Origin of the sequence: Gordonia sesuvii (assembly GCF_036350415.1) — a bacterium.
Classification (GTDB): Bacteria; Actinomycetota; Actinomycetes; order Mycobacteriales; family Mycobacteriaceae; genus Gordonia; species Gordonia sesuvii.
On record NZ_JAZDUF010000001.1, the window covers coordinates 697,134 to 722,600 of the forward strand.

The window sequence follows — 25,467 nt, forward strand, 5'->3', positions numbered from 1 at the left end:
GGGTCAGGTCGGCTCGCCGAGGCAGTATCCGAGCGGGTTGGGCAGTGCGAAGAACACCGCGAGCTGGTCTCGACTACAGGTCGGCTGGCCCTCGGTGCGACGATCCACACGCAAGATCTCGGTTCCGGCGGCCTTGATCGCACCACACTCGACACGCTGGTAGTCGGAGAGGCTGGCGGTGGGGAGACCGCCGATCGGGATCTGGTAGCACTCACCCTGCGTCAGATTCGGTACCAGGCACAGCTGTTCGCCGGTCTCCTCGCCATCACGCAACCAGTAGAGGCGCGAATAGTCATCGTTCGGGCATGAGCCACCGCTGATCTTCTCTGCGACATAGAAAGTGAACTCGGTGTCGGAGGCACAGTCGGTCTTGGTGGCACTGATGTTGTCCTCGGTCTGGCTTCCGCTGATCGAGACACAATCGCCGACGGCGACATCGTCGGTATCGGTCACCGCATCACGAGTCACGAATGCGACCACACCGATGATCACCAGCAAAACGGCCACGACGACGCCGATGATCCACCACAACTTCTTGTTCGAACGCTTCGCCGGCGCCTGCGGCGGATACCCGCCAGGGTACGGCTGGCCGGGATAGGGCGGCTGCGCCCCCGGATACTGCTGCGCACCGGGATATTGGGCTCCCGGATACTGAGCCCCCGGGTACTGCGCACCCGGATATTGGGCTCCCGGATATTGGGTCGCACCGGGGTCCTGGCCCGCTGCGCCACCCGGATAGGCGCCACCTGGATAGGCGCCACCCGGGTACGGCGCCCCATACGGCTGCGCTCCCTGCTGGGGCGCCTGTCCACCATATGGTTGCTCCGCGCCGGGATAAGGCTGCGGATACTGCTGGCCACCCGGATATTGCTGACCTCCGGGGGGCTGCTGGCCACCCTGATACTGATGGTCTCCAGCCGGATAAGATTGCTGCCCAGGCGGATACGGCTGCGAGCCACCCGGATACTGCGAGCCACCCGGAATCTGCTGGGTGGGTGAGTCGGGGCCGGGCGGTGTGGGCTGCGCACCCGGATCCTGCTGCGCTCCCTGATACCCCTGCGCCCACGGGTCGTAGTCCCCGCCGGCGGCACGCGGCGCGTCCGGCGTATCACCGGACCGTTGCGCCTCGGTGGGCGGCACGGTCGGCTCGGACGAGTTCTCGTCCCCCCGCCCGTTCGACGAATCCGGATTCGGTGGTCCCGGCGGCGTGGTCATAGTCGCAGATGCTACCGCCGCGTGCTCCCGATCGGGGCGACGCCGTCAACCCCGTGACCGACGACGTTCGCAGCCACACGAATGTGTCAGCCTTGATGGCGTGCGCACCGTTTCCCGTCTCCGCCCGTTCGGCACCACGATCTTCGCCGAGATGTCCGCCCTGGCCATCGAGCATTCCGCCGTCAACCTGGGCCAGGGATTCCCGGACACCGACGGCCCGTCATCGATGCTGGAAGCCGCGCAGCGCGCAATCGCCGAAGGCCACAACCAGTACCCGCCGGGTATCGGCATCCCCGAACTGCGACACGCGGTCGCCCGGCACCAACTCCACCACTACGGGCTCGACTACGACCCGGACAGCGAAATCCTGATCACCGTCGGCGCCACCGAGGCGATCGCCGGCTCCGTCGTCGGGCTCGTCGAACCCGGCCACGAGGTCATCATGGTCGAGCCGTACTACGACTCCTACGCCGCGACGGTGGCGATGGCCGGCGGCGTACGCCGGACGGTACCGCTCATCGCCGACGGCGACGGATTCCGCCTCGACCGGTCCCGACTGGCCGAAGCGTTCACCCCCAACACCGCACTGATCATGGTCAACACACCCCACAACCCGACCGGCACCGTGCTGTCCGACGACGACCTTGCCGAGATCGCCGCCCTGTGCGTCGAACACGACGTGATCGCAGTGACCGACGAGGTCTACGAACACCTGCTCTTCGACGGTCGAGTTCAACGCCCGTTGGCGACCTTCCCCGGCATGCGCCAGCGCACCCTTCGAATCTCGAGCGCCGCCAAGACCTTCAACTGCACCGGATGGAAGGTCGGCTGGGTCAGCGGCCCCGCCGATCTGGTCGCGGCCGCCCGCTCGGCCAAGCAGTTCATGTCCTACGTCGGCTCTGGCCCCTTTCAACCCGCGGTCGCCCACGCTCTCGACAACGAGATGGCCTGGGTACACACATCATCCGCGGAGCTGGCCACCAAACGCGACCTGCTCTCGACCGCACTCCAGGACGCGGGATTCGGCGTGCACCGTAGCGAGGCCGGCTATTTCGTCTGCGCCGACCCGCGGCCACTCGGCTACGACGACGGCGCCGAGTTCTGCCGGATGCTGCCCGAACGTATCGGGGTCGCCGCGGTGCCGGTGAGCGCATTCGTCGACGACGTCGAACCATGGCGACACATGATCCGATTCGCCTTCAGCAAACGTGAGGACGTGATCGCCGAGGCCGCCCGACGACTCCGGCATCTCTGACTAGTCGGCGGTCAGCCGGTTCGGCGAGATACTGATCACCGCAACGCCGGCATGACCTGCTGTTCGAACAACTCGAGGCTCCCGGTGTCGTGGGCGATGTCCGGGAAGTAGAAGATGCCGTACGACATCCCCTGGTCCACCAACGCCGTCAGGTTCTCGACCACCTGCTCGGGCGTTCCGACCGCGGGCATGCCGCGGAATGCGCCCATCGTCGCCTTCGCCGCTTCGGGGTGCACGTGCTCGGCCAGATGCGCCTCCAGCGCATCGAGGCGGCGCTGCACCTCGTCCTCGGTCTCGGCCACGATCACGTTGTAATTCGCCGACCGGACGATCGCGTCGTAGTCGCGGCCGACATCGGCGCAATGCTGTTGCAGCACCGACGACTTGTGGGCGAACCCTTCGGGCGTCCCGTCGAAGTTCGTGAAGTCGGCGTACTTCGCCGCGATCCGCAAGGTCTTGCGTTCGCCTCCGCCGGCGATCCAGAGCGGGATGCGCCCCGCTTCCGGACGTGGGGCGCAGATCGCGTCATCGACCTGATAGTGCTTGCCCTGCAAGGTCGCCCGACCGGTCTCCCACGCCTGCTTCATGATCTGCACACCCTCGTCGAGGCGGGCCAGTCGTTCCCCCGCCGACGGGAATCCGTAACCGTAGGCACGCCATTCGTGCTCATACCAGCCGCCACCGATGCCCATCTGCACCCGACCCCCGGAGATCAGATCGGCGGTTGCCGCCACCTTCGCCAGATACATCGGATTGCGATAGCTCATCGCCGTGCACATCTGCCCGATCGCCACCCGTGACGTCGTGGCCGCGAACGCCGACACCAGCGTCCATGCCTCGTGGGTCGCCTCATCGGTGGGCATCGGGACCGTGTGGAAGTGGTCGTACACCCAGATGGAGTCCCAGCCGGACTCGTCTGCCCGGCCGGCCAGACCCGACATCACCGACCATTGGTCGGCGGGAGCGATACCGGTGAGATCCAAACGCCAACCTTGCGGGATGAACATTCCGAAGCGCATGACACTCACGCTACCGCGACAGACGGCTACCCCTACGGACGAAGGCCGAGCCACGATCCCGATTAGTATTGCGAAGGTCCGGCGGGGGGACGCCGGCACAAGGACAGGAGCAGGCGACGATGACCATCGGCCGTAACGAGCAAGTGGCGTTGACCCGCGGCCTCCTCCTCCGCACAGCCGAACGCATGTTCGCCGAGGAGGGCATCTCCACGGTGTCCAATCGTCGAATCAGCGAGGCGGCGGGACAGGGCAACAATTTCGCGGTGGGCTATCACTTCGGCGGCAAGCTCGAATTGCTCCGCGCGATTCTGGGTCACCACAACTCCGCGATCGAACCGATCCGCCGCACCATGCTGTCCGATCTGGGACCGCAGATGGGGATGCGCGAATGGATCTCGTGCCTGGTCCGCCCGCAGACCGACTATCTCCGCTCACTGGGCACGCCGACCTACTTCGCGCGGTTCTGCGCGCAGGTCACCACCGACCCGAAGTACGGCCCTCTGCTCTACGAGCAGAAGGACGTGTCCGAAGAACTCATCAGCGTCCTCACCGGAATGTACGCAGCGCTACCGTCGTTGCCACCGTCGGTACTGGAGATCCGGGACACGATGGCCCGCAACATGATCGTGCTCACTCTCGCCGACCATGAACGTGCGTGCGCCGCAGGCGAGGCGAGCCGGACATGGGAGGACGTCGGCGAGCAACTCGTCGACGCACTCATCGGTGTGTGGCTCGCCCCGGTCACCCACGAATAGTGCAGGCACACTCCGTCATATGACGGTGCCGACGTCGCGCGCCACGATGTTGTCGAGCGCCCGCTCGGCGACGGCGGCGATCGTCATCGACGGATTGCAGGCGGCGGTGTTGCCGGGGATCAGCGCCCCGTCGAGCACATACAGACCGCGCTGACCGCGCACGCGCCCATCGAGGTCGCACACCGACCCCATGTTCGCCCCGCCCAGTCCGTGCCAGGTGGACGGAACAATCGCGTTGGTGTCGGTGAGCACACCGCCCCGACCGGCGATGGCCGACGCGGTGGGATGAATTCCCTTGGTCTGGATCAACGAATCGCCGTTGCGTGGCCAGCGCAGCCTGGCCTCGCCCGACGCCGGATCGTAGACGAAGCGTCCGCGGGAATCGCTGACCCCGAAACCGACCATCATCGTGCTGTGCGCGTCCAGACCGAACCCCGGGATCGCGGCCTGGATGACCGTATGAGCCAGTTCCGGTTTCGACCAGTTCAGACTTCCGTACACCACCGGACCGCCCTGCACCGCGCCGAATCCACCCGACGGATCGGACCACAGATAGATCCGGTCGGCGTTGGTGCCCCAGCCCGCCCCGAGTTCGTCGGGCAGATCACCGATGAGCCCACGCGCCGACGCACGGACCAGCAACTTGGTGGTGTTCAGACTGCCTGCCGCCATCACCAGCGTGCCGGTCGTGAGGATTTTCTTCTCCAGCACCGCACCATCTGCCCCGATGCGGTTGACGTGCACCGTCCACCGCCCGTCGCGGGCTCGCGCCACATCGACGACCTCGTGCTGAGGACGTACCTCCACCAGCCCCGTTCGCTCGGCCGCGGCCAGATAGGTGACGTCGACGGAATGCTTTCCGCCGTTGTTGACCCCCATCGCCCCGGACCCGTCGGTGTAGGACGGCCGCATCTTGCCGTTCAGCTCGGCAAGGGCGTAGTCCCAGTCGATCGGCATCGGGATCTTCGACACCGGCAGACCGGCTGAACGTGCTTGGCGCGCAAACTTTCTGACCGCACGATAGTTCGGTGTCGCGATGAGCCGGTCCGGTGCCGTCTCGAGCCGCAGCATCCGTTCGACACGCCGATAATGGACGCGGTCCATCAACTTCCAGTCCAACTCCTCAGGAAGTTGGGAGTTGAAGACGTCCTCGGCCGGCTGCAGCGACATCCCCTGGTAGACCAGCGAACCGCCCCCGACGCCCGTCGTGCACAGCGCCGTCATGTTCTCCCCGATGACCGTCTCCACAAGTCCGACATACGGTTCGAACGGCACCGGCCGACCGAACAGTTCCGGCTCGGAGCGGTACCAGAGCATCCGCTTGTCCGGAGCCGAAGGACTTGGAAAGGTCGTGGCGTCGGGGCCGGTCGGCCAACGGCGACCGCGCTCGAGCACCACCACCGGAACCCCGGCCTGCGCCAACCGCAGAGCGGTCACTCCCCCTCCGAAGCCCGAGCCGATGACCACCACGCGGTGGTCCTCCCGGGTCAGCCGCACGCGGCTGGCGGGCGCGGCGGCGCCCTGCGCGGTACCGATGATCGATGAGGTCGCGGCGGCCGCCCCCACGGCCGCCGCCCCACCGACAAACGAGCGACGTGAAATCACGTCTATCCCCCTCGAATCGTCGTCCTCCGTGGCCGCACCGATGACTTCGCGGCCCGAGGTATTGAAACATGTTTCAGTCAAACGACTCAACACCTCAGGAGGGAAGTTTTACAAACAGTCTGGACTGTTTGTTGATTTCCGACTACCGTCCGACGCATGAGAGACGAGGCTGCCGCGCCACGAACGCAGGCCCAACGCACCGCGGCGACCCGGGCGAAGGTGCTCGACGCGACGATCACGTCACTCGTCGAGCTCGGCTACGCGAAGACGACCACCCAGGAGGTGAACCGTCGCGCAGAGGTGTCCAGAGGCGCTCTCCTGCACCACTTCCCCACCCGCGAGTCGCTGGTGGTCGCCGCCGTCGGACATCTCGTCGATCGGCGGATGAGCGAGATCCTTGGTCGTCCGCGCACCGGCGACGAAGACATCTCGGTGATCTTCGAGGTGTTCGACGGCCCGCTGTTCGACGCCGCGCTGGAACTGTGGGTGGCCGCCCGGACCGACGAGCACCTGCGACAAGCGATGGTGCCGCTGGAGCAGAAGGTCTCCGACGCGCTGATCACCGGCAGCGCCGAACTGTTCGGCCCGCGCTACAGCCCCGCCCAGATCGCCCTGTCCATCGAACTCGCACGCGGCCTGGCCGTCTCACGAATTCTGCGCTCACCCGACGACGACCGCGCGCTCGTCGACGAACTACTCACCGTCTGGAAGGCCATGGTCGCCGATGCCTGAACACCCACAGCACCTCCCCGACCGCGTCGACGTCCTCGTCGTCGGCGCGGGTTTCGGCGGCCTGGCCGCGCTGCACAGGCTGGTCACCGATCACCCGGATCTGGAGATCCTCGCGATCGAACGCGCCGCCGAGGCCGGTGGCGTCTGGCGGGAGAACGACTATCCGGGCGCCGCATGCGACGTGCCCACGTCCCTGTACTCACTGTCATTCGCGCCCAACCCGGACTGGTCACACAGCTACGGGCGCCAGCACGAGATCCGCGACTACCTCATCGGTGTCGCCGACGAACTCGGGGATCGGATTCGCTACAACTGTGCACTGCAGGACGCGGAATGGGATGCGGCACAAGCGCTGTGGATCGTGACCACCGAGCACGGTGTCATCCGCTGCCGCTTCCTGGTCACCGCCCCGGGCGCGCTCTCGGCGCCAGGTGTTCCGGACCTGCCGGGCGCATCGGACTTCGGGGGCACGGTGTTCCACAGCGCGCAGTGGGAGCACGGTCACGACCTCACCGGCCGCCGCGTCGCCATCGTCGGCAGCGGTGCGTCCGCAGTTCAGATCGTGCCCGAGATCGTCGACCACGTGGAGCATCTGACGGTGTTCCAGCGCACCCCGGCGTGGGTGGTACCGCGCCTGGACCGCACGATCGGACGCACGGAACGCACGGTGTATCGCCGGCTACCAGCGGCCCACCGACTGATCCGGGCACTGGTGTACCTCTATCGCGAGTTCTACGTGATCCTGATGGCCCGCCGGCCCCGACTGCTGCCCATCGCAACCGCGATCGGCAAGGCACAGTTGATGACCCAGGTGCGCAATCGCTCACTGCGACGCCGACTGACACCTGACTACACCATCGGCTGCAAGCGAATGCTGCTGACCAACAAATGGTTTCCCGCCCTGCAGAAGCGCAATGTGACACTCACGGGCGCGATCGCCGAGCTCACGTCAGAGGGCGCCGTCGACTCCGACGGACGCACACACGAAGTCGACACCGTGGTGTTCGCGACCGGGTTCACGCCGACGGCACCTCCTATCGCCGGCCACCTGCGTGGCCGCACCGGAGACACCCTGGCCGACACCTGGGCGGGCTCCCCCAGTGCGTATCGGGGCGTCTCGGTCCACGGCTTTCCCAATCTGTTCTTTCTCTACGGACCCAACACCAACCTCGGTCACAGCTCCATCGTGCTGATGCTGGAGCCGCAGGCGCGGTACGCGAGCACCGTCATCCGTCACCTGCGTGACCGCGGCCTGGACACCGTCGAGGTGACCGCGCAGGCGCAGCAGGCCTACAACGCGAACCTCGACCGCGAGCTCGGCGGCACGGTGTGGAACACCGGCGGCTGCGCCAGTTGGTATTTCGATGCGAAAGGACGTAATTCGGTGATGTGGCCGACCTTCACCGGCGCGTATCGGCGCATGATGTCGACCTTCGTCGCCGACGACCATCGTCTCGGCAGGGTGCCCGCGCACGCCGACGACGCCTCGCAGGTGATCCGGTGACCGATGTTGCAGCAACCGGCCATGTCGATGTCATCGTGATCGGCTCCGGCTTCGGCGGTTCGGTCGCCGCGCTACGGCTGGTCGAGAAGGGTTACCGTGTCGCGGTCCTCGAGGCCGGCCGCCGATTCACTGACGACGAGCTCCCGAAGACCAGCTGGCGTGTCCGCGACTACGTCTGGGCGCCGACCTTGGGATGCTATGGCGTGCAGCGCATGCATCCCCTGCGCGACGTCCTCGTGATGGCCGGCGCCGGCGTCGGTGGCGGATCGCTGAACTACGCCAACACTCTCTATCGACCGCCGACCGCATTCTTCGATGATCCGCAGTGGGGCTCGATCACGGACTGGGCCTCTGAGCTCGATCCCTACTATGACCAGGCGTCGCGGATGCTCGGCGTCACGACGGTCCCGTGGACGACGCCCGCGGACGATGTCATGCGTGAGGTGGCCGAGGAGATGGGGGCGGGACACACCTTCGTCCCCACCCCGGTCGGCGTGTACTTCGGCAAGGCAGGCAAACGTGTCGCCGACCCGTTCTTCGGTGGCGCGGGCCCCGACCGCACTGGCTGTACCGAATGTGGGTCGTGCATGACGGGATGCCGGGTCGGGGCCAAGAACACGCTGGTGAAGAACTACCTGCATCTGGCCGAAACCGCGGGCGCACAGATCGTTCCGATGACCACCGTGCGCGCGGTCCGCCCGAGGGCCGGCGGTGGGTATGAGATCGACACCCGCCGGACAGGGTCGCGGCTGCGGCGCCACCGGCAGACGTTCACCGCCGATCAGGTGGTCTTCGCGGCCGGGACCTACGGCACCAACAAGCTGCTGCTGTCGATGCAGCAGAGCGGCGATCTGCCGAACCTGTCAGATCGGCTGGGACGCGTCGTGCGCACCAACTCCGAGGCGGTGCTCGCGGCGACGGCCACCGATACCGCGACCGACTACACCCGAGGCGTGGCGATCACGTCGTCGTTCCATCCGAACGATCACACCCACATCGAGCCCGTGCGCTACGGCAAGGGCAGCAACCTCATCGGGCTCCTGCAGGCGATCCTGGTCGACGGCGGCGGGCGGGTTCCGCGTCTCCTGAAAGCCGTCGCGGCGATGTCAGCGCATCCGATCACGACATCGCGTTCGCTGTCGGTGCGGCGGTGGTCGGAGCGCACGATCATCGCACTCGTGATGCAGACCGCCGACAACTCCATCGAACTGTTCGCCCGCCGTGGCCGCCTCGGCCCGATCCTGCGGAGCAGGGCCGGGGACGGGGACCCGCCACCCCGCTGGATTCCCGAGGGACACACCGCCGTCCGATCCGTGGCGCGCCGAATCGGTGGAACGCCAGGAGGTTCGATCGTCGACCTGCTCAACATCCCGATGACCGCTCACTTCCTGGGCGGTTGCTCGATCGGGAGCTCCGCGACCGACGGTGTGGTCGACGCCTACCACCGGGTGTTCGGGCATCCGGGCCTGCACGTCGTCGACGGATCGACGGTGTCGGCCAACCTCGGGGTGAATCCGTCGCTCACGATCACCGCACAGGCCGAACGCGCGATGGCGCTGTGGCCCAACCGCGGTGAGGTCGATCCGCGGCCGGCGTCCGGATGTGCCTACGAATCGGTCGAGCCGGTCGCTCCGCGACGTCCGACGGTACCGGCATCGGCTCCCGGCGCGCTCCGGCTACCGATCACGCCGGTGCGACGGAGGGCGTGAGCGGGTCTCGATCACGCCGGTGCGACGGAGGGCGTCGGCGGGTCTCGATACGTCTCCTCGCCTAGCGGCTCGCAGACTACTCGACCAGCGGAATGGGCCGAGCGAGCGCAGCGAGCCCGCGGCGTATCGAGATCACCCGCTCGATCAGAAGTACTGCGCCCCACCGTCGATCGAGATGTGCTCGGCGGTGATGAACTTGGACTCGTCGGAAGCCAGGAACGCCACCACGTTGGCGATCTCCTCCGGCTCGGCGACGAACTGATTCAGGAAGGTCATGCCCATGCCGGCCAGGCGCGGGTTGGCGGCGTTGGTCTCCTCGATCCGCGCGACCATCTGCCCCGACCCCATCGGCGTCGCCACCGCACCGGGGTGGATGCTGTTGACGCGGATGTCGTGATTGCCCAGCTCGGCGGCGAAAGCGCGGGTCATCCCGACCAGCGCATGCTTGCTGGTGGTGTAGTGGACCATGAACGGCTGCAGCTTCTTTCCAGCGAGAGAACTCGTCAGGATCACCGAGCCGCCGCCCCGCTCGATCAGATGGTGAGCGGTGGCGGTGACGGTGTTCCAGACGCCGATGACATTGATGTCGATGACATCCCGGAAACTCGTCGGGGTCACCTCATCCCAGGTCTCGGGGATGCAGATGCCGGCATTGGCGACCACGATGTCGATGCCTCCGAACACACCGACGCCCTCGTCGACGACGCTCTTGAGTCCCTCGAGATCACGGACATCGCACGTGACGAGATGCGCTTTCACGCCCTGCTCCTCGACCAGTCGACGGGTCTCGTCCATGTCTGCCGGGGTAGCCGGGTCGTAGGGCACACCGGGCAGCGGGCCGGCCAGATCGACGCCGATGATCTGTGCGCCTTCGGAGGCGAGGCGGACGGCGTGCGCGCGCCCCTGCCCCCGGGCCACTCCGGTGATCACGGCCACTTTGTTGTCGAGACGCCCCACGTTGGGCTCCTTTCATCGGGTCGATCGAGTCGACCGGTCGGTCGACTCTCTGTTGCTCAGATCGGCAGGCCCTGCTCCAGGAGATCGACGGCCTGCAACAGGGTGGCGAGGAGGTTCTCGTCGGGGACTTCGTCGACGGCCTGGGCGAAGTGGAACATCACGCCGCCGGCGGCTGCGATGAACACCCGCAGGCGGATGTCGTCGGGGCGGGCGCCGGTGTAGTCGGCGAAGAAGTCGGTCGCGTGGGAGATCGCCCCGTCCGACTCGATCTGATAGGCCGTGCGCAGCACCGGCTCGGATTGGATGAGCCGCATGCGTTCTGAGCTGCTGGCCCATTCGTCGGCGGTACCGATCCGGAACATCTCACTGATCAAGCGACGGAGCAGGTCGAAGTGGCTCAGGCCGGGTGGGATCGCCTCGATCGCCTCCTGCCGGGCTTCGTCGAGATCATCGGAGATGACCACCTGCTCTTTGGACGCGAAATAGCGGAAGAACGTGGTGTGGGAGACCTCCGCCTCCCGCGCTATCTGTTCCACCGTCGTGTGGTTGTAGCCGTTCTCGGCGAACAGCCGCATCGCTGCGTCGCGAATCGCCTTGCGGGTGCGGATCTTGTTCTTCTCCCGCAAACCGATGCGACGCCCCGGGCCGCAGCCCGGGGTCGTCGTCGGTGTGGCCATGGCGATGACCTCCTCGGATCAGGTCGCCGATGCGACCGCTTCCCGCTTCGGGTCGGCATCGGGGTTCTCCAGCCCGCGGTCGCGGACGGCGGCACCCTCGATGTCGAGGTTCAGCACGACTCGATCCAACCACTTCGGCAGACCCCAGGCACGGTCGCCCAGCATCGCGATCGCGGCGGGCACCACCATCATCCGGATGATGAAGGCGTCGAACGCCACTGCCACCGCGAGCGAGAAGCCCATCATCTTCGCGGTCGTGTCCGGAGCCAGCATGAACGCCGCGAACACGCTGATCATGATGAGCGCGGCCGAGGTGACCACACGGGCGCCGTGCCGGTAGCCGGTGATGATGGCGTCCTTGGCCGACATGCCGTGCATGTACTCCTCACGCATTCGGGTCACCAGGAAGACCTGATAGTCCATCGCGAGGCCGAACACCACGCCGATCAGGAAGATCGGCAGGAAGGACAGGATCGGCTTGGTGTTGTCGATCAGCCCCAGTGCACCCTCCTGGAAGATCAGGACGGTCATACCGAAGGTCGCGAGCACCGAGAACACGAATCCGAGCGTCGCGATCAGCGGAACCCAGATCGAGCGGAACACCCCGATCATGATCAGGAACGCGAGACCGACCACCACGATCAGGTATGGGATCAGGGCGCTGTCGAGCTTGGCCGACAGATCCGACATGATCGCCGTCTGCCCGCCCACATGGAGCTCTGCCCCGGCGTTCTCGGCCTGCGGCGCGAACGCGCGGATCTCCTCCATGAGGTCGTGCGTCGCCTGCGACGACGGCGCACTGACCGGGGTCACCGAGATGAGCGCGGTGTCGGCGCCGTTGTTGGGCTGCGGCGCAGTACCGTTGCCCATCCACGTGATGGTCGCGGTGTTGGCGACGCCGTCCAGCGATCGGATGTGCTCGACGGTCGCGTCCGCGGCCGGCGCGACGTCGCCGTCGTTGTCGACGTGCACCACGGCGAACAGCGGTCCGTTGACGCCCTCACCGAATCCACGCTGCAGCAGGGACTGAGCAGGCGCCTCGTCGTCGCTGGTCAGCGACATGCCCAGCTCGAGCCGGCCCATCGGGATGGCCGCCAGGATCAGCACCGCCAGGCCGGCGATGATGAACGGGATGGGCCGCTTGACGACCGTGCGGCCGAGCTTCACGCCGACGGTGTCGACGGTCGCGGACTCCTCCGCGTGCTTGATCCACGGGATCCGTGGGCGGAAGGCGAATCGTCCGACCGCGCCGAGGAGCGCCGGGATCAGGGTGAGCGCGGCGAGCACGGCGACCGCGACGGCAAGCCCGGCACCCATGCCCATCTGGGTGATCAGCGGGATACCGATGACCATCAGGGCCACCACCGCGACGATCACCATAAGGCCGGCGAAGACGACCGCGGACCCGGCCGTCCCGACGGCTCGTCCGGCCGCGTCGGCAGGCGCCCCTCCCCGGGTGAGCTCGCTGCGATACCGCGAGACGATGAACAGCGCGTAGTCGATCGAGACCGCGATGCCGAGCATCGTGACGATCGCGGTCGCGGTCTCGTTGATGCTGAGGACCTCGGCCGACAACGTGACGAGCATGATCGTGATCGCGACGCCGACCAGTCCGGTGATCAGCGGGATGAACGCGGCGACCAGTGCACCGAACGCGACGATCATGACGACGAAAGCGACGGCGAACCCGATCATCTCGGCGGTGCCGCCGGCCTCCATGACCTGCATCAGCGAGCCGGTGGCCTCGACCTCGAGCCCCGCACCGCGGTTCTCGGCGAGGATCTCCTGGAGCTGCTCCTTCTGATCGACGGTGAGCTCCATGATCTCGATGTCCTGACGGACCTGGATCAGCCCGACCCGCCCGTCGTCACCGACGACCGACGACGCGATGGCCGGATCGGCCGCGGCTGCCACGACGGGGTTCACGATCGTCGCCGGGTCGCTCAGCTCGGGAAGCGATTGAAGGTCGGAGACCAGGGCGTTGATCTGGTCGGTGTGCGCGGCCAGTCCGTCGTCGGCGGCCACCAGCACGCTGGTGGATGCCTGGGACTGCTGCTCCATCACCTGCGGGAAGTGCTCCTCGATCTGCGAGGTCGCCGTTCCCGAGTCGGTGCCCGGCAGGCTGAAGTCTTTGGCGAACTGCGGGTTCAGCGCTCCGACGAGCCCCGAGACCGTCATCGCAGCCAGCAGCCACGTCGCGATCACCCACCATTTGTGCCGGAAGGAGAACCTTCCGACCCGATACAGAAACGACGCCATGGCCTTCCCTTCGCACGCGCTGGTCTGGTCGTCGGAGCCACAAAGTGTTAGTGACTACCACTTGGTACTGGATAACAGAATTTGTCGCACAATGCCATTCCATCCTGGGCAAACGTGCGCGACGCCTCCGTTCGGCTGCCGACGAGACGCAGATCATCGAACACGTGTTCGGAGGTCTCGGGTAGGCTGACAGCCATGACCGCGGGCATCCAGGGATCGCTGTTCGACCAGCCGACAGATGGTGTGGCACTGCGCGATCTCGGCTCCACGACGCGGCGCCGACTGACCGACGGCGCCTGGGTCGACCTACGGCCCGGCTGGGTGTCCGGGTCGGATGCACTGTTCGACCGGTTGCGCGAGACCGCGGCCTGGCGTGCGGAGCGGCGACGAATGTACGACCGCGTCGTCGACGTCCCGCGCCTCGTCGCGACCTACCACGAGGCGGCCGCTTTCCCCGACCCGATGCTCGTCTCGGCCCTCGGGGAGCTGAGCGGCCACTACCGCGAGGAGTTGCCCGAGGGTTTCGCCACGGCGGGCCTGTGCCTCTACCGCGACGGGTCGGACAGCGTCGCGTGGCACGGCGACCGGATCGGGCGTGGTTCGCGCGAGGACACGATGGTGGCGATCGTGTCCCTCGGTTCGCCACGACCACTGATGTTGCGTCCACGTGGCGGCGGACCATCGCTGCGTTTCGTCGTCGGTCCGGGCGACCTGCTCGTGATGGGCGGCAGCTGTCAGCGCACCTGGGAACATGCCGTGCCGAAGGTCCCCGGCGTCGGTCCACGCATCAGCATCCAGTTCCGCCCGCCCGGCGTGTGGTGAGCGAGTGTGGTGAACGTCAGACGGTGAACTCCGTGTCGGTGAGTTTCTCCGACACGCGCCAGAGTTCGTCGCGGATCGCGGCGTCGTCGGCGAGCTTGCTGTGGCCCGACGGCCCCGGGGCGCCACGGCTGCCGAACATCTCGGTCGGACCGTAGTATCCGCCGTTCGTGGTATCCGGCGATGTCGCGGCGTACAAGGTCGGAAGGGCGCCGCCGGATGCGGACTGCGCGAAGATCTTGTTCCCGAACTTCATGAAGACGTCCTCGATGGTCTCCGACCGACCCTGCAATTCGGTGGCGGCGTAGCCGGGATGGGCGACCATCGACGACGTCGACGATCCCGACGCCGCCAGCCGTTCGGCCAGTTCCTTCCCGAACATCAGGTTGGCCATCTTGGAGTCGCCGTAGGCCCGCCACCGGCGGTACTTGCGCTTGTCCCAGTTGAGGTCGTCGAGGTCGATCCGACCGATCTGATGCATCGACGACGACAGGGTCACCACCCGATCGGTGATCTTCGGCAGGACCAGAGCGGTGAGCACGAAGTGGCCGAGATGATTGGTGCCCATCTGCATCTCGAATCCGTCGGCAGTGCGTTTGAACGGTATCGCCATGACCCCGGCGTTGTTGATCAGGACATCCGCGCCGTCGAACTTCTCGGCAAAGGTCCGCACCGATGCGAGATCGGCCAGATCGAGCTGTGCCACAGTCGCATTGGGTCCGATGTCGGCGGCCACCGGCTGTGCCTTGTTCACGTTTCGGCAGGCCAGGGTGACCGTCGCGCCAGCCTTGGCCAACGCTTTCGCCGTCTCGGCGCCGAGGCCACTGTTGGCGCCGGTGATCACGTACCGCCGTCCGGTCTGGTCTTCAATGTCAGCCGCGGTCCACTTGCTCATGGTGCCTCCCCTGTCTGGTCACGTCTGTCACCGACGCTATGGAGTACCACCGCCGTCGTCAACGAAACGGCCGGTCTGTCCCGTCAAACGGCGCGCCGGACGCAGGAGGCCGGCGACGACGGCTCCGACCGAGATCCCCGCCGCGCCCCGCCGTCCGACAACCGAGATCGGCGCGAAGACCTCGGTCACCTCGGCGCGACCGCGCAGAGTACGCGTTCCGACGGCGACCCACTGATCAGCTTCGTCCGGCGTCGCCCGATCGATCGCCGTCCCGGACGCCATCACCGATGTGCCGGACTGTTTGGCGAGATCGGAGAGCCGCGCGCTCTCGTTCACCGCGTCGCCGATCACGGTGTACTCGTAGCGGGTCTCGGCACCGATGTTCCCGGCGAAGACGGTGCCGCACGACACGCCCATCCCCCACCCGATGTCGAGGGCGGCGGTCAGCCGGGTGGCGAGGTCCCGCGCCGCCGAGAGCGTCGCGGTGGCGGGGTCGTCGAGGGCGACCGGCGCGCCGAATATGGCCAGCGCCGAGTCCCCTTCGAACTTGTTGACGAAGCCCCGGTGGCCGTCGACGACATCGGCGACGATGGTGAAGAAGTCGTTGAGCAGTTGCGCGGTGGCCTGGGGATCCTGTCGGGCCGCGATCCCGGTGGAATCGATGATGTCGACGAACAGCACCCCCACTGTCGTGTTCGCACCTCGCATGCCGTCGCCGTGTTCGAGGGCTTGCGCGGCGACCGTGTCGCCGACATGGCGAGCGAAGAGCCGGCGCATGCGCTCGCGCTCCTCGAGTCCCGCCACCATCGTGTTGAAACCGTGTTGCAGCACACCGAGTTCGGACGAGTCATACACCGGGACCCGCGCGGTGTAGTCGGTGTTGTCGACGCGCTCGACGGCTCGATGCAGGTCACGGAGCGGATCGGCGATGGACCGGCCGACCAGGGTGATCACCCGCACCCCGGACACCAGTGCCACCACAGCGAGGACGACGATCGTCCAGTCGACCGGCCCACTGACCGGCGGCAGGATGTCGAGCCATCGCCCGAGGTTGAGCAACAGGAGGCCGACCATCGGCACGGCGGAGCTCACCAGCCACACGGCCACCATTCGTGTCTGGACACCGTGGAACACATGCCGAGCCGGGAACTCCCGGTAGGCGACGACCGCCAGAGGCCGGGCGGCACGTTCGGCGAAGAGATAGGTGATGCAGGAACTCGAGATCGCCGCGAGGAGGAAGGCGAACGCCACACCGGCGGTCCGCATCGACGTGGGGTCGTCGGCGGCCACGGCATAGGACCCGACTGCCGTCGCCCACGCGGCGAGGGTCGCGAACACCTGGTTGCGCGGGATGTGCCGGATCGCGGAACGTCGGGACTGATCGGCGGCCACGCCGCTGACGAACCAGTCCACCTGCGGCTTGATCAGCGCTACGCCGACCAGCATGTTGGTCAGGGTGCCGACGATGATGCCGGTGACGACCGCCGGGAAGTTCGGCGCGCCGACGGTGGTCTCCAGCGTCAGCTGACTCCCGTTGTAGGCCAACTGAACCAGCAGGAACGTCTCGATGCCGATGGCGCAGTTCGTGCCGATCAGTGCGATGGCGGCGGCAGCAGTCGCGCGCCGCGACATCCGTGCCCGCTCGTCGCGCGGCAGATCGGCGAGGTCCCGGACGTCGGTCCCGCGATGACGACCCCAGAGGAATCGGGGCAGCGCCTCACCGCTGATGTGCGGCCACGCGCGGTGTAGGGCGGCGTGGCCGAGTGGTCGCGCCATGACGGCCACCTCCTGCGCCGGTAGGTACCTGAAGGGTACCGGCCGCGCGCAGCAAAAGACCGACCCCACGGCCTGGGGGATGAGGGATGGCCGTGGAGTCGGTCTAGTGGTCCGGCCGATCGGCCGGAGGTCTGGGGCAACACTCCCGAAGCCTGAGGAGCCCGCGAACGGAGTGAGTGGGCGTACCACCCGAACCCTGAGGAGCCCGCGAACGGAGTGAGTGGGCGTACCACCCGAACCCTGAGGAGCCCGCGAACGGAGTGAGTGGGCGTCACGAAGGGTGGCCCTTCGTGACACTCGGCTAGCGCCTCGTTCCTCAGGGAACGGGGTGGCAGCTAGCGCCTCGTTCCTCAGGGAACGGGGTAGGCGGCCAGCGCCTCGTTCCTCAGGGACCGGGAACGCTTGGGACCGTGAGATCAGGCAGGCTGGAGGGCCTCGATCTCGAGGGTGATGGTGACCTTCTCGCCGACGACGACGCCGCCGCCTTCGAGCGGCATCTCGATGTCGATGCCGAAGTCCTTGCGGTTGATCACGGTGCTGGCCTCGAAGCCTGCGACCGCTCCCTGGCCCATGCCGGCGTTGGTGCCGTTGAACTCGAGTGCGAGTTCGATCGGCTTGGTGACGCCCTTGAGGGTGAAGTCGCCGGTCAGCACGTAGTCGTCGCCCTTCGGGGCCACGCCGGTGGACACGAAGGTGGCCTTCGGGAACTGCTCGGCGTCGAAGAAGTCGGCGGACTTGATGTGTCCGTCACGCTGGTCGTTGCCGGTGGTGATCGAGGTGACGTCGATCTCGGCCTGCACCGAGGGGGTTCCGTCCTCGGCGATGGTGATGGTGCCGGAGAAGGTCTCGAAGTTGCCGCGGACCTTGCTCACCATCAGGTGCTTGACGGAAAAGGCGACAGCCGAGTGAGCCTGGTCGATGGTCCAGGTGCCGGCGGCGATCGGAGCGGAAACGGCGGTGGTCATGTGTCCTCCTGTGAACGGGTCTGGCTCGTAGGTTCCGTGGGCCCTCATGACCCAACACCACCTTAAACGGACCGTGGTCCGATTCCATTCCCGGGAGCGGCAAAAAGTTTCCGGGCGCCTCAGCTGGTGGTCGAGATCCCTCCGTCGACCGGGATCACGGCGCCCGTGAGGTAGCTGCCCGCGCGGCTCGCCAGGTAGATCACGGTGCCGACCATGTCGTCGGCCCGCCCGATCCGGCGCAGCGGTGAAGATGCCTCGATTTCGTCACGGCGCTCGGCGAGGAAGTGCGCCATCATTCGGGACTCGAAAGGCCCGGGAGCAATCGCGTTGACGGTGATATGCCGCGAACCGAGATGGCCGGCGAGGTGGCGGGTCAGCTGATGGACCGCCGCCTTGCTCGCCGAGTACGAGTACGACTCGGTCTGCGGCACCCGGATGCCATCGATGCTGCCGATCATGATGACGCGGGCCGGGTCCTGCTCGGTCGCCGCCGCGAGCAATTGGGGCAGCAACGCCTGGGTGAGAGTAAAGGGAGCCTGCACGTTGAGATCAAGGACGCGATCCCAGGCCGAGTCGGGAAACTCCTCGATCGGTGCGCCCCAGGTGGCGCCGGCGTTGTTCACCAGGATGTCGATGCGGTCGACCTCGTCGGCGACCTGCTCGGCGAGTTCCCGGCACGCCTCTGGAGTGGACAGATCAGCCTGCAGCGCGGTGATCCCCGCCGACCGCGCTTCGGCCAGGGCCGGCTCCTTGCGGCCGGCGATCACCACATGCGCCCCGCGCTCATGCAGTCCGTGGGCGATCATCGAGCCGATACCGCTGGTACCTCCGGTCACCACAGCGGTCTTGCCACTGACATCGAACAGGTCGGTTGTCATCGTCGTCGGTACTCCGGTCGTCGTTTCTCGAGGAACGCGGCGGTTGCCTCGCTCCGGTCGGCGGTCATGGCAGTGATCATCTGCTGCCGGTTCTCGAACTCCACAGTCGCGGCAAACGAGTTCGACTCCACCGCGGCCCACATCCCCACCTTGGTCAACTCCACCGAGAGCGGCGGGTTCGCGAGGATCTCGTCTGCGGTGGCAATTGCGGCCGACATCAGGTCGGACGGTTCGACAACGTCGACGAGCAGGCCGTACGCCAGCGCCTCCTGGGCGCTGAACTTGCGACCGGTGAGCATCAGCTCATGCGCCCGGCCCGTGCCGACCAGCCGTGGCAGCAGCCAGGAAACCCCGATGTCACACGCGGAGAAACCAGCGCGGATGAAACCGACCGCGTAGACGCTGTCGCGTGATCCGATCCGGATGTCGCTGGCACACACCAGCGCCAATCCACCACCGGCCGCGGCTCCGTTGACTGCCGCGATAACGGGCTGGCGGAGGCCGTGTATCCGGCGGGCCAGCCCCGCAATGTCCTGCTGCCGTTCAAAAGCCGCGATCATGACACCGTCACCCCCGGGTGAAGCATCGTCGCCCGTCGCAGCCTCGTCCCCGTACCCGCGCAGGTCCAATCCGGCACAGAACGCCCCGCCGGCGCCGGTGAGGATCACCACGCGACAGTTTCGGTCCTCGTGGAGTTCATCGAGCACGGCCGTGAGGTCGCGGACCAGATCGACGTTGAGTGTGTTCATCGCGTCGCGTCGGTCCAGGGTCACGATCACCACTTCGCCGCGGTACTCGACGTCGACGGTGCCCATCAACGCAGGCCCGGGATGATGTGGCTCACACAATGGCACATGACTAAGTGCTACCACCACCGGACTTCCCACTACGACATCGGGCCGACGGCCGGCTACCGCCAGGCGAAGACCGGCTGCTCGAAGCCGTCCACACGGGTGTGGCGGTCACGAAGGACGACCTCGGCGAACTGGTAGATGACCGCCGCGGTCGGGGCATGCACGAGGGCGCCGACGATCGGCAACTGGATGACCGGGCGATCCGATTCCGGGATCGTGAGGAAGCGCGGCTCAACCATGAGTTCCTCGAAGGTCACGAAGAACAACTGGGCGACCTCGTCCGGATTCGGGTCGGGAACGTGTGAGTCGTCGGCCCAGCAGATCACCGGCGTGATGACGAAACCCGATCGGGTCGGATAGTCATCGAGCATGCCGAGCACACTCTCGCCAGGCAGGGCGACACCGATCTCCTCGTGGAGTTCACGCAATGCCGCGGTCGGATGATCCTCCCCCGGGTCGAGCCGACCGCCCGGCAAGGCGTACTGCGCCGCATGCCGGCGCATGGTCGCGGGCCGCTTCGTCAGCCAGATGCCGTGGCGGCCATCCTGCTCGGCAATCGTGATGGCGACGGCAGCCGCACGTGAATCCGGCTCGTCGGCCACCCGGCGGTCGAATCCGGCGATACGCGCGGCCACCGTGGCCCGGTCGAAGGTGCTCACCCGACCAGTTGATCACGCGGCTGGTGATGGCGTTCGCACGCCTGACCGCGGTCAGCATTGCCCTACAAAATGTTAGAGCCTAACATTCGATGTATGTCGAGGGTCGGAAAGGCCCAGCGCACGCGGGATCGTCTGGTACTCGCGGCCGTGGAACTGTGCGCAGGCGAGGGATTCGAAAACGTCAGCGTCGGCCGGATCGCACAGGCCGCCGGGGTCACCGAGATGACGTTCTACCGCAACTTCCCGACCAAGGAGAGCGTCGTCCTCGACGATCCGTTCGACCCGATGATCGCCGACGCCGTCGCCGCCCAACCTCGTTCCCTGCCTGCGCTCGCGGCGGTTGCGGCCGGACTGCGCCACGCGTGGGCCGGGGTCGACGATCGGGCGGCAGAGACCGTTCGTGATCGCCTTCGCGTGATCGCGGCGTCGCATCGACTTCGAGCCGCGATGCCGCAGAGCACGGCGGCCACCGCACAGGCGATCGCCGATGCACTGCGTTCCCGGGGTGTCACGGACGTCGACGCCGAGATAGCCGCCGCTGCCACGATCGCTGCCCTCACCGCGGCGTTGCTCGAGTGGGCCCAGCTCGATGACCAACCACTCGGCGACGCGGTCGAACGCGCGCTGGGAATCCTCGACGGTGCACGATGACCGCCCATCGCGTCGAGATGAGAGACGCCACAAGGGAATTCCGGGATGGCGGTGGCATCCGCGGTGTCACGCTGACGGTGTCTGCGGGCGAGATCGTCGCGCTGGTCGGGCTCAACGGTGCGGGCAAGACCACTCTCATGCGAGTCCTGCTGGGCATGCTGATCCCGTCCGAGGGCTCCGTCGAGTTCGATGGGGTCCGGCTGCACCGAATCCCGGCGGCACAGTGGGCGGCGGTGGGCCATCTGGTCGATCACCCGCTGATCTACCGCGAGTTGACCGCTCGGCAGAACCTGGAGTTGTCCGCTCGGTTGTACTGGGCGCCCGCGACAGCGGTCGCGCGTTCCCTGACGGAGTTCGACCTGAGTCGCTACGCACAGAAGCGGGCCCGTGCACTGTCGATGGGCAATCGGCAGCGGGTGGGGTTGGCGTCGGCGTTGCAGCACGACCCGTCGCTGATCGTGCTCGACGAGCCGACGAACTCGCTCGATCCGGCCGGGGTGATCCTCCTGCGTGACGCCCTTCGACGCCGAGCCGACGCGGGCGCCGCGGTGCTGGTCAGCAGCCACCACCTCGACGAGGTGGCCCGCGTCGCCCATCGCATCGTGGTGCTCAACGACGGGCGGCTGGTCGGTGGGCTCGACCCCGACGCGGCCGAGCTCGAGCGGGCCTTCTTCGAGATGGTGCGGCTCGACGACGAACGGCGACGGCCATGAGGGAAGCGGTCCGGGTCGAGACGATCAAGTTCGGTCGGGCACCGGTGGGTCGGGCCGGCACCGCTCTGGTGGGTGTCGGTATCGCGCTGCTGAGCTGCGCGATGCCGCTGGCCGCCAGTGGCGGCGATCCCCAGGTGCTCGCCAAGATCGGCGAGGCGGGCGAACGCAGCTGGGACGGCGTGCTGGCCGGCGCGGCGCAGATCACCGGAGCCGGCGGGTTGTTGGGATTCGGTGTGGTGCTGGGCTGGATGTTCGGACGCGAGTTCGCCGACGGCACGATCACCGGGCTGTTCGCATTGCCGGTGTCACGGCCGGCGATCGCGACCGCGAAGCTGTTCGTCTATCTGGGCTGGGCGGTCATCACGAGCGGGATCATCGTGGTGACGCTCGTTCTCGGCGGCCTCGCGCTCGGACTGGGTGTCCCGCCCGGCGAGACCGCCCCGGCGCTGGGCCGGCAGTTCGCCCTCGGCGTCCTGTCGGCGTGCTGCGCGCTACCCGTGGCGTGGGCGGCGACGGTCGGTCGGTCGATTCTGATCGGCGTCGTCGGCGCGATCGGGCTGGTGATCGCGGCCCAGGTGGCGACGATCGCGGGTGCCGGCGGCTGGTTTCCGATCGCCGCCCCGACGTTGTGGGCGATGTCCGACGGCGCAGATGTCACCCCCGGTCAGCTGATGCTGCTCGCACCGCCGGCGATCGTTGCCGCCGCGGCCACACTGTGGAGCTGACGGCGACTGCAACTCGATCGCTGAGCAGATCACACGCGCAGCCCGTGGGTGTCGGGTCGCGGCGTGGTCACCTGCTCACCGAGGTGATAGCTGATGATGGCCAAGGAGAAGAGGCCGATGGCCAGGTTGACCAGGGCGCCGAAGCCGTCGAGAGCGAAGTCGACGAGTGCGTTCGACACGGTGAACACCAACGCCGCCAGACGCAGTGACCGCAGCGGCCACAGCCGGTCCGCCCGCCGGCGCGCGATCATCGCGGGCAGGGAGAGGGCCAGCGTCACGACGCTGCTGACGAACAGAATCCAACTCGCGGTGGCGTTGCGACTGATCTCGAAGTAGAACTCGATGTCGTCCATCACCTGGCCATCCATGTCCCGGTCATTGACGACGACCGCCAGCACCCCGACGATCAGCGTGGCCGCCGACGTGATCACGATCAGCCAGCCCACCACAGCGACCCAGCGGGGGCTCCGGAAGGACTGCGGGATCAGTCCGGTCGCGCGATCACGCAGACGCATCAATCGGTCCGGGGTGTCGCGGCTCGCCGCGAGGAGTCCACGGATGTGCTCGATGACGATGGGGTCGGCGCCACGGTCGGCGGCGATCGCCAGGAACTCGTCGGCCTGGCGTCGTCGCCGTCGCGGAAGGCCGTGGGATACACCGTCGGCGGCGATCGTCGCGGCGTTGGCCATCGCCTCGGCGACGGTCGGCTTCTTGACGTCGCGCACGATCCGGCTGAGCAGCAGCACCGCGACCACGAGTATGTACATGATCTCGGCGGAGGGGCCGTAGAAGTAGTCGTTGTCCTTGGTGACGAACTTGCCGATCTCGTCGAGGAACAGCCCGAAACCGATGCCACCCATCACGATTGACGCGACCCGGGTGGCCGGCCCCAGGAACAGCCACCCGACGATGAGCGCGAGCATCATCAATGCCCCACCCCACAGCGCGTGCGCGATGTGCAGAGTTCCGCCGCCGACCTGCGGGTAGCCGGCCAGTTGGAGATAGAGCCGGGTGAGCAGGATGGTCGCGATCGCGAAGATCAGGAACCACTCGACGGCCGCAGTGCCGTAGATGCTGCGGATCACGACGGCGTTGGCACGGCCGCTCATGGCAGAAGTATCCCGTCACGAACGCCGCGACGTGGCCGTTCACCGGATCACGCGGATCCCGGAGCGAGCGTTACCCGTCGATGAGGAGGTGTCCGGCGCCGAAGAGCTCGAAGAGCAGCCGGGTCGCGCGTGCGGGCGCGATCACCGCCACCCGGCCGGTGTCGACGAACGCATGGTCGGCGATCATCCCGACCGCGCGACTTCCGATGAAGGTGACTTCGGTCAGGTCGACGGTCACTCGCGCCGAATCCGCCAGGGCGCCGTCGAGGTCGTGCAGCAGGTCGGCACATGCCGCGGGGTCGATCTCGCCGGTCACCCGAAGCCGCGCAGGACCGACGCCACCACGCTCGACGGTGCACCCGAACAACGGGTTGCGTTGCGGGCGAGGAACACCGGCCGACGCGATGATGTCGATGACATCGATCGTGGACTGCTGATCGTCGGTCGGGAAAGGAGCAATGGTCATGGTTCCACCGATCATCGAAGGGCCGTCTGTCCGCCGTCACGTGCCGTGGCCCGTTTCACCGGTGACCCTGACGCTACGGTCGGCGAGTTCGGCACGATATGGACGCGCCACCAGTGATATCGCACCGAGATGACAAATCTCGGAACGGTAACGGAACTCGATCTCGGGTGGCGGCAACGGCCGCACCTGCCGGGGGTCATCAGACCCGGGAACGACGAAACCCCCGTGCGATCGCCGGGGGTTCTTCGGTGGTGGCCAGGGCCGGGATCGAACCGGCGACCTTCCGCTTTTCAGGCGGACGCTCGTACCAACTGAGCTACCTGGCCGGACGGCACCCGAACCGAATGCCTATCGCAAGAAAACTTGCGACCCTGACGGGACTCGAACCCGCGACCTCCGCCGTGACAGGGCGGCGCGCTAACCAACTGCGCCACAGGGCCATGTTCTGTTGTCACTCACCAACCCCGTGGCAGTAGCCTGAGGGCCGGGCAAGCGTACCCCCTACGGGATTCGAACCCGCGCTACCGCCTTGAAAGGGCGGCGTCCTAGGCCGCTAGACGAAGGGGGCCGGTTCTCCGTAAGGAGTTCTCCGTTGGGAGCCGACTCAGCTTAGGACACACCTTCGACAATTCACAAATCGTGAGGTCCGGGGTGTTTTCGGCCTTTCCGGGCGCTGTTCTCGGCAGACCCGGCCCGGCCACGTCGGCGCCCCACCCTTCGCTGACGGTGATCCCCTGTTCATGATAGGCAATAGGGATGGGGGAACAACTTTTCGTGCGCCCGACCCATCCGGGCTGCGCCGCCGGTTCGGCTCCCTTCGACGGGACGTTGATCAGCCGATTCGTCGCACGACACCTGTTGCCGATCCCGACCGAGGAACTCGGCGACGACGATGCGCCGCCGGTCGACGGACACCGACTGCTCGGCGGCACCACATTCGTCGACCCGGTCGGCATCCGGGTGGACGTCGGACCGGAGGCGATCGTGGTGCACGAAACCGGGATCGCCGCCGAGCGGACGATCTTCGCCGCCCTCAGCGAGATCGGCGGCATCGCGATCGACCCCGAGCAGGCCCTGGCGATCAGCTGCGACCCCAGATGGCTGCGGGCGGCCCGCAGCCCGGTCGACACCCTGGTCGTGGTCTCGACCGTCACGGAGTTGAGCGCTGCGATGCGGGCGCCGGGCATGCGTTCCGGCATCCTCGACGGACGTGGATGGCAGCCCACCTGATCCGACCCCGGCCGCGAGCGGATCGCCGAGCCACCCGTCA

General features: G+C 67.1%; 24 protein-coding genes and 3 tRNA genes. 10 read left to right on the plus strand and 17 right to left on the minus strand.

The annotated features are described in order from the left end of the window. Positions 1 to 3: 3 nt before the first annotated feature. On the minus strand, positions 4 to 1,215 hold the full coding sequence (locus VZC37_RS03200) for an LppU/SCO3897 family protein (RefSeq protein ID WP_330430961.1): 1,212 nt from the start codon (positions 1,213 to 1,215) through the stop codon (positions 4 to 6). 100 nt (positions 1,216 to 1,315) lie between these two features. On the opposite strand from VZC37_RS03200, the gene VZC37_RS03205 reads away from it, so the two are divergent. Then, positions 1,316 to 2,470 (plus strand): pyridoxal phosphate-dependent aminotransferase, encoded by a 1,155-nt coding sequence (locus tag VZC37_RS03205; protein ID WP_330430962.1) that lies wholly within the window; start codon positions 1,316 to 1,318, stop codon positions 2,468 to 2,470. Positions 2,471 to 2,505: 35 nt separating this feature from the next. On the opposite strand, the gene VZC37_RS03210 is transcribed toward VZC37_RS03205, so the two are convergent. Next, entirely contained in the window at positions 2,506 to 3,489 is a 984-nt protein-coding gene (locus VZC37_RS03210; RefSeq protein ID WP_330430963.1) for an LLM class F420-dependent oxidoreductase, read from the minus strand. Positions 3,490 to 3,608: 119 nt separating this feature from the next. Here VZC37_RS03210 and VZC37_RS03215 point away from each other — a divergent pair, with 119 nt between their 5' ends. Continuing rightward, positions 3,609 to 4,244 (plus strand): TetR/AcrR family transcriptional regulator, encoded by a 636-nt coding sequence (locus VZC37_RS03215; protein WP_330430964.1) that lies wholly within the window; start codon positions 3,609 to 3,611, stop codon positions 4,242 to 4,244. A 15-nt stretch (positions 4,245 to 4,259) separates the two neighbouring features. Here the strand turns inward: VZC37_RS03215 and VZC37_RS03220 are convergent, their stop codons facing one another. Further along, positions 4,260 to 5,855: a GMC oxidoreductase gene (locus tag VZC37_RS03220; RefSeq protein ID WP_330431692.1), complete on the minus strand. Its 1,596-nt coding sequence runs from the start codon at positions 5,853 to 5,855 to the stop codon at positions 4,260 to 4,262. A gap of 150 nt (positions 5,856 to 6,005) precedes the next feature. Here VZC37_RS03220 and VZC37_RS03225 point away from each other — a divergent pair, with 150 nt between their 5' ends. Genes VZC37_RS03225 through VZC37_RS03235 form a run of 3 tightly spaced genes read left to right on the plus strand, consistent with a single transcriptional unit; the run spans position 6,006 to position 9,794 of the window. Beyond that, entirely contained in the window at positions 6,006 to 6,581 is a 576-nt protein-coding gene (locus tag VZC37_RS03225; RefSeq protein ID WP_330430965.1) for a TetR/AcrR family transcriptional regulator, read from the plus strand. Beyond that, positions 6,574 to 8,085, plus strand: coding sequence for a flavin-containing monooxygenase (locus VZC37_RS03230; protein WP_330430966.1), 1,512 nt, complete (start codon positions 6,574 to 6,576; stop codon positions 8,083 to 8,085). Before VZC37_RS03225 ends, VZC37_RS03230 begins: the two co-directional genes overlap by 8 nt. Then, positions 8,082 to 9,794, plus strand: coding sequence for a GMC family oxidoreductase (locus tag VZC37_RS03235; protein ID WP_330430967.1), 1,713 nt, complete (start codon positions 8,082 to 8,084; stop codon positions 9,792 to 9,794). The genes VZC37_RS03230 and VZC37_RS03235 overlap by 4 nt, the downstream gene beginning before the upstream one ends. 144 nt (positions 9,795 to 9,938) lie before the next feature. Here the strand turns inward: VZC37_RS03235 and VZC37_RS03240 are convergent, their stop codons facing one another. Genes VZC37_RS03240 through VZC37_RS03250 form a run of 3 tightly spaced genes read right to left on the minus strand, consistent with a single transcriptional unit; the run spans position 9,939 to position 13,687 of the window. Beyond that, positions 9,939 to 10,751, minus strand: a complete 813-nt coding sequence (locus tag VZC37_RS03240) for a mycofactocin-coupled SDR family oxidoreductase (protein ID WP_330430968.1) — start codon at positions 10,749 to 10,751, stop codon at positions 9,939 to 9,941. A gap of 56 nt (positions 10,752 to 10,807) precedes the next feature. Then, complete coding sequence (locus tag VZC37_RS03245) at positions 10,808 to 11,428, minus strand: TetR family transcriptional regulator (RefSeq protein WP_330430969.1); 621 nt, start codon at positions 11,426 to 11,428, stop codon at positions 10,808 to 10,810. 18 nt (positions 11,429 to 11,446) lie between these two features. Then, positions 11,447 to 13,687, minus strand: a complete 2,241-nt coding sequence (locus VZC37_RS03250) for an MMPL family transporter (protein ID WP_330430970.1) — start codon at positions 13,685 to 13,687, stop codon at positions 11,447 to 11,449. A gap of 195 nt (positions 13,688 to 13,882) precedes the next feature. Between VZC37_RS03250 and VZC37_RS03255 the strand changes: the two genes are divergently transcribed. Continuing rightward, positions 13,883 to 14,509: an alpha-ketoglutarate-dependent dioxygenase AlkB gene (locus tag VZC37_RS03255; protein ID WP_330430971.1), complete on the plus strand. Its 627-nt coding sequence runs from the start codon at positions 13,883 to 13,885 to the stop codon at positions 14,507 to 14,509. 16 nt (positions 14,510 to 14,525) lie between these two features. Here the strand turns inward: VZC37_RS03255 and VZC37_RS03260 are convergent, their stop codons facing one another. The 6 genes from VZC37_RS03260 to VZC37_RS03285 all read right to left on the minus strand — a co-directional run bounded on the left by VZC37_RS03260 (position 14,526) and on the right by VZC37_RS03285 (position 20,533). Then, on the minus strand, positions 14,526 to 15,401 hold the full coding sequence (locus tag VZC37_RS03260) for an oxidoreductase (RefSeq protein ID WP_330430972.1): 876 nt from the start codon (positions 15,399 to 15,401) through the stop codon (positions 14,526 to 14,528). 36 nt (positions 15,402 to 15,437) lie between these two features. Then, a complete protein-coding gene (locus VZC37_RS03265; protein ID WP_431309311.1) occupies positions 15,438 to 17,177 on the minus strand; it encodes an adenylate/guanylate cyclase domain-containing protein in 1,740 nt (579 codons plus the stop codon). A gap of 416 nt (positions 17,178 to 17,593) precedes the next feature. Next, positions 17,594 to 18,142 (minus strand): YceI family protein, encoded by a 549-nt coding sequence (locus VZC37_RS03270; RefSeq protein WP_330430973.1) that lies wholly within the window; start codon positions 18,140 to 18,142, stop codon positions 17,594 to 17,596. 119 nt (positions 18,143 to 18,261) lie between these two features. After that, entirely contained in the window at positions 18,262 to 19,020 is a 759-nt protein-coding gene (locus tag VZC37_RS03275; protein WP_330430974.1) for an SDR family oxidoreductase, read from the minus strand. After that, positions 19,017 to 19,835: an enoyl-CoA hydratase/isomerase family protein gene (locus VZC37_RS03280; protein WP_330430975.1), complete on the minus strand. Its 819-nt coding sequence runs from the start codon at positions 19,833 to 19,835 to the stop codon at positions 19,017 to 19,019. Before VZC37_RS03280 ends, VZC37_RS03275 begins: the two co-directional genes overlap by 4 nt. Positions 19,836 to 19,930: 95 nt before the next feature. After that, complete coding sequence (locus VZC37_RS03285) at positions 19,931 to 20,533, minus strand: NUDIX hydrolase (RefSeq protein ID WP_431309312.1); 603 nt, start codon at positions 20,531 to 20,533, stop codon at positions 19,931 to 19,933. Positions 20,534 to 20,626: 93 nt separating this feature from the next. On the opposite strand from VZC37_RS03285, the gene VZC37_RS03290 reads away from it, so the two are divergent. From VZC37_RS03290 to VZC37_RS03300, 3 genes are read left to right on the plus strand one after another with little or no spacing between them, the layout of a single operon-like run. Then, entirely contained in the window at positions 20,627 to 21,184 is a 558-nt protein-coding gene (locus VZC37_RS03290) for a TetR/AcrR family transcriptional regulator (protein WP_330430976.1), read from the plus strand. Continuing rightward, a complete protein-coding gene (locus VZC37_RS03295; RefSeq protein WP_330430977.1) occupies positions 21,181 to 21,897 on the plus strand; it encodes an ABC transporter ATP-binding protein in 717 nt (238 codons plus the stop codon). Before VZC37_RS03290 ends, VZC37_RS03295 begins: the two co-directional genes overlap by 4 nt. Further along, positions 21,894 to 22,622, plus strand: a complete 729-nt coding sequence (locus VZC37_RS03300; protein WP_330430978.1) for an ABC transporter permease — start codon at positions 21,894 to 21,896, stop codon at positions 22,620 to 22,622. Before VZC37_RS03295 ends, VZC37_RS03300 begins: the two co-directional genes overlap by 4 nt. A 29-nt stretch (positions 22,623 to 22,651) precedes the next feature. Here VZC37_RS03300 and VZC37_RS03305 read toward each other — a convergent pair whose 3' ends face one another. The 5 genes from VZC37_RS03305 to VZC37_RS03325 all read right to left on the minus strand — a co-directional run bounded on the left by VZC37_RS03305 (position 22,652) and on the right by VZC37_RS03325 (position 24,765). Beyond that, on the minus strand, positions 22,652 to 23,731 hold the full coding sequence (locus VZC37_RS03305) for a hypothetical protein (RefSeq protein WP_330430979.1): 1,080 nt from the start codon (positions 23,729 to 23,731) through the stop codon (positions 22,652 to 22,654). 70 nt (positions 23,732 to 23,801) lie between these two features. Beyond that, positions 23,802 to 24,197, minus strand: a complete 396-nt coding sequence (locus tag VZC37_RS03310; protein ID WP_330430980.1) for an STAS domain-containing protein — start codon at positions 24,195 to 24,197, stop codon at positions 23,802 to 23,804. A 249-nt stretch (positions 24,198 to 24,446) separates the two neighbouring features. Then, positions 24,447 to 24,523, minus strand: a tRNA-Phe gene (locus tag VZC37_RS03315). 40 nt (positions 24,524 to 24,563) lie between these two features. Further along, positions 24,564 to 24,637: transfer RNA gene (locus VZC37_RS03320), tRNA-Asp, on the minus strand. Positions 24,638 to 24,692: 55 nt separating this feature from the next. Beyond that, positions 24,693 to 24,765 (minus strand) — tRNA-Glu (locus tag VZC37_RS03325). Between the two features lie 188 nt (positions 24,766 to 24,953). Here VZC37_RS03325 and VZC37_RS03330 point away from each other — a divergent pair. Then, positions 24,954 to 25,427, plus strand: a complete 474-nt coding sequence (locus VZC37_RS03330) for a hypothetical protein (protein ID WP_330430981.1) — start codon at positions 24,954 to 24,956, stop codon at positions 25,425 to 25,427. The last annotated feature ends 40 nt before the right edge of the window (positions 25,428 to 25,467 follow it).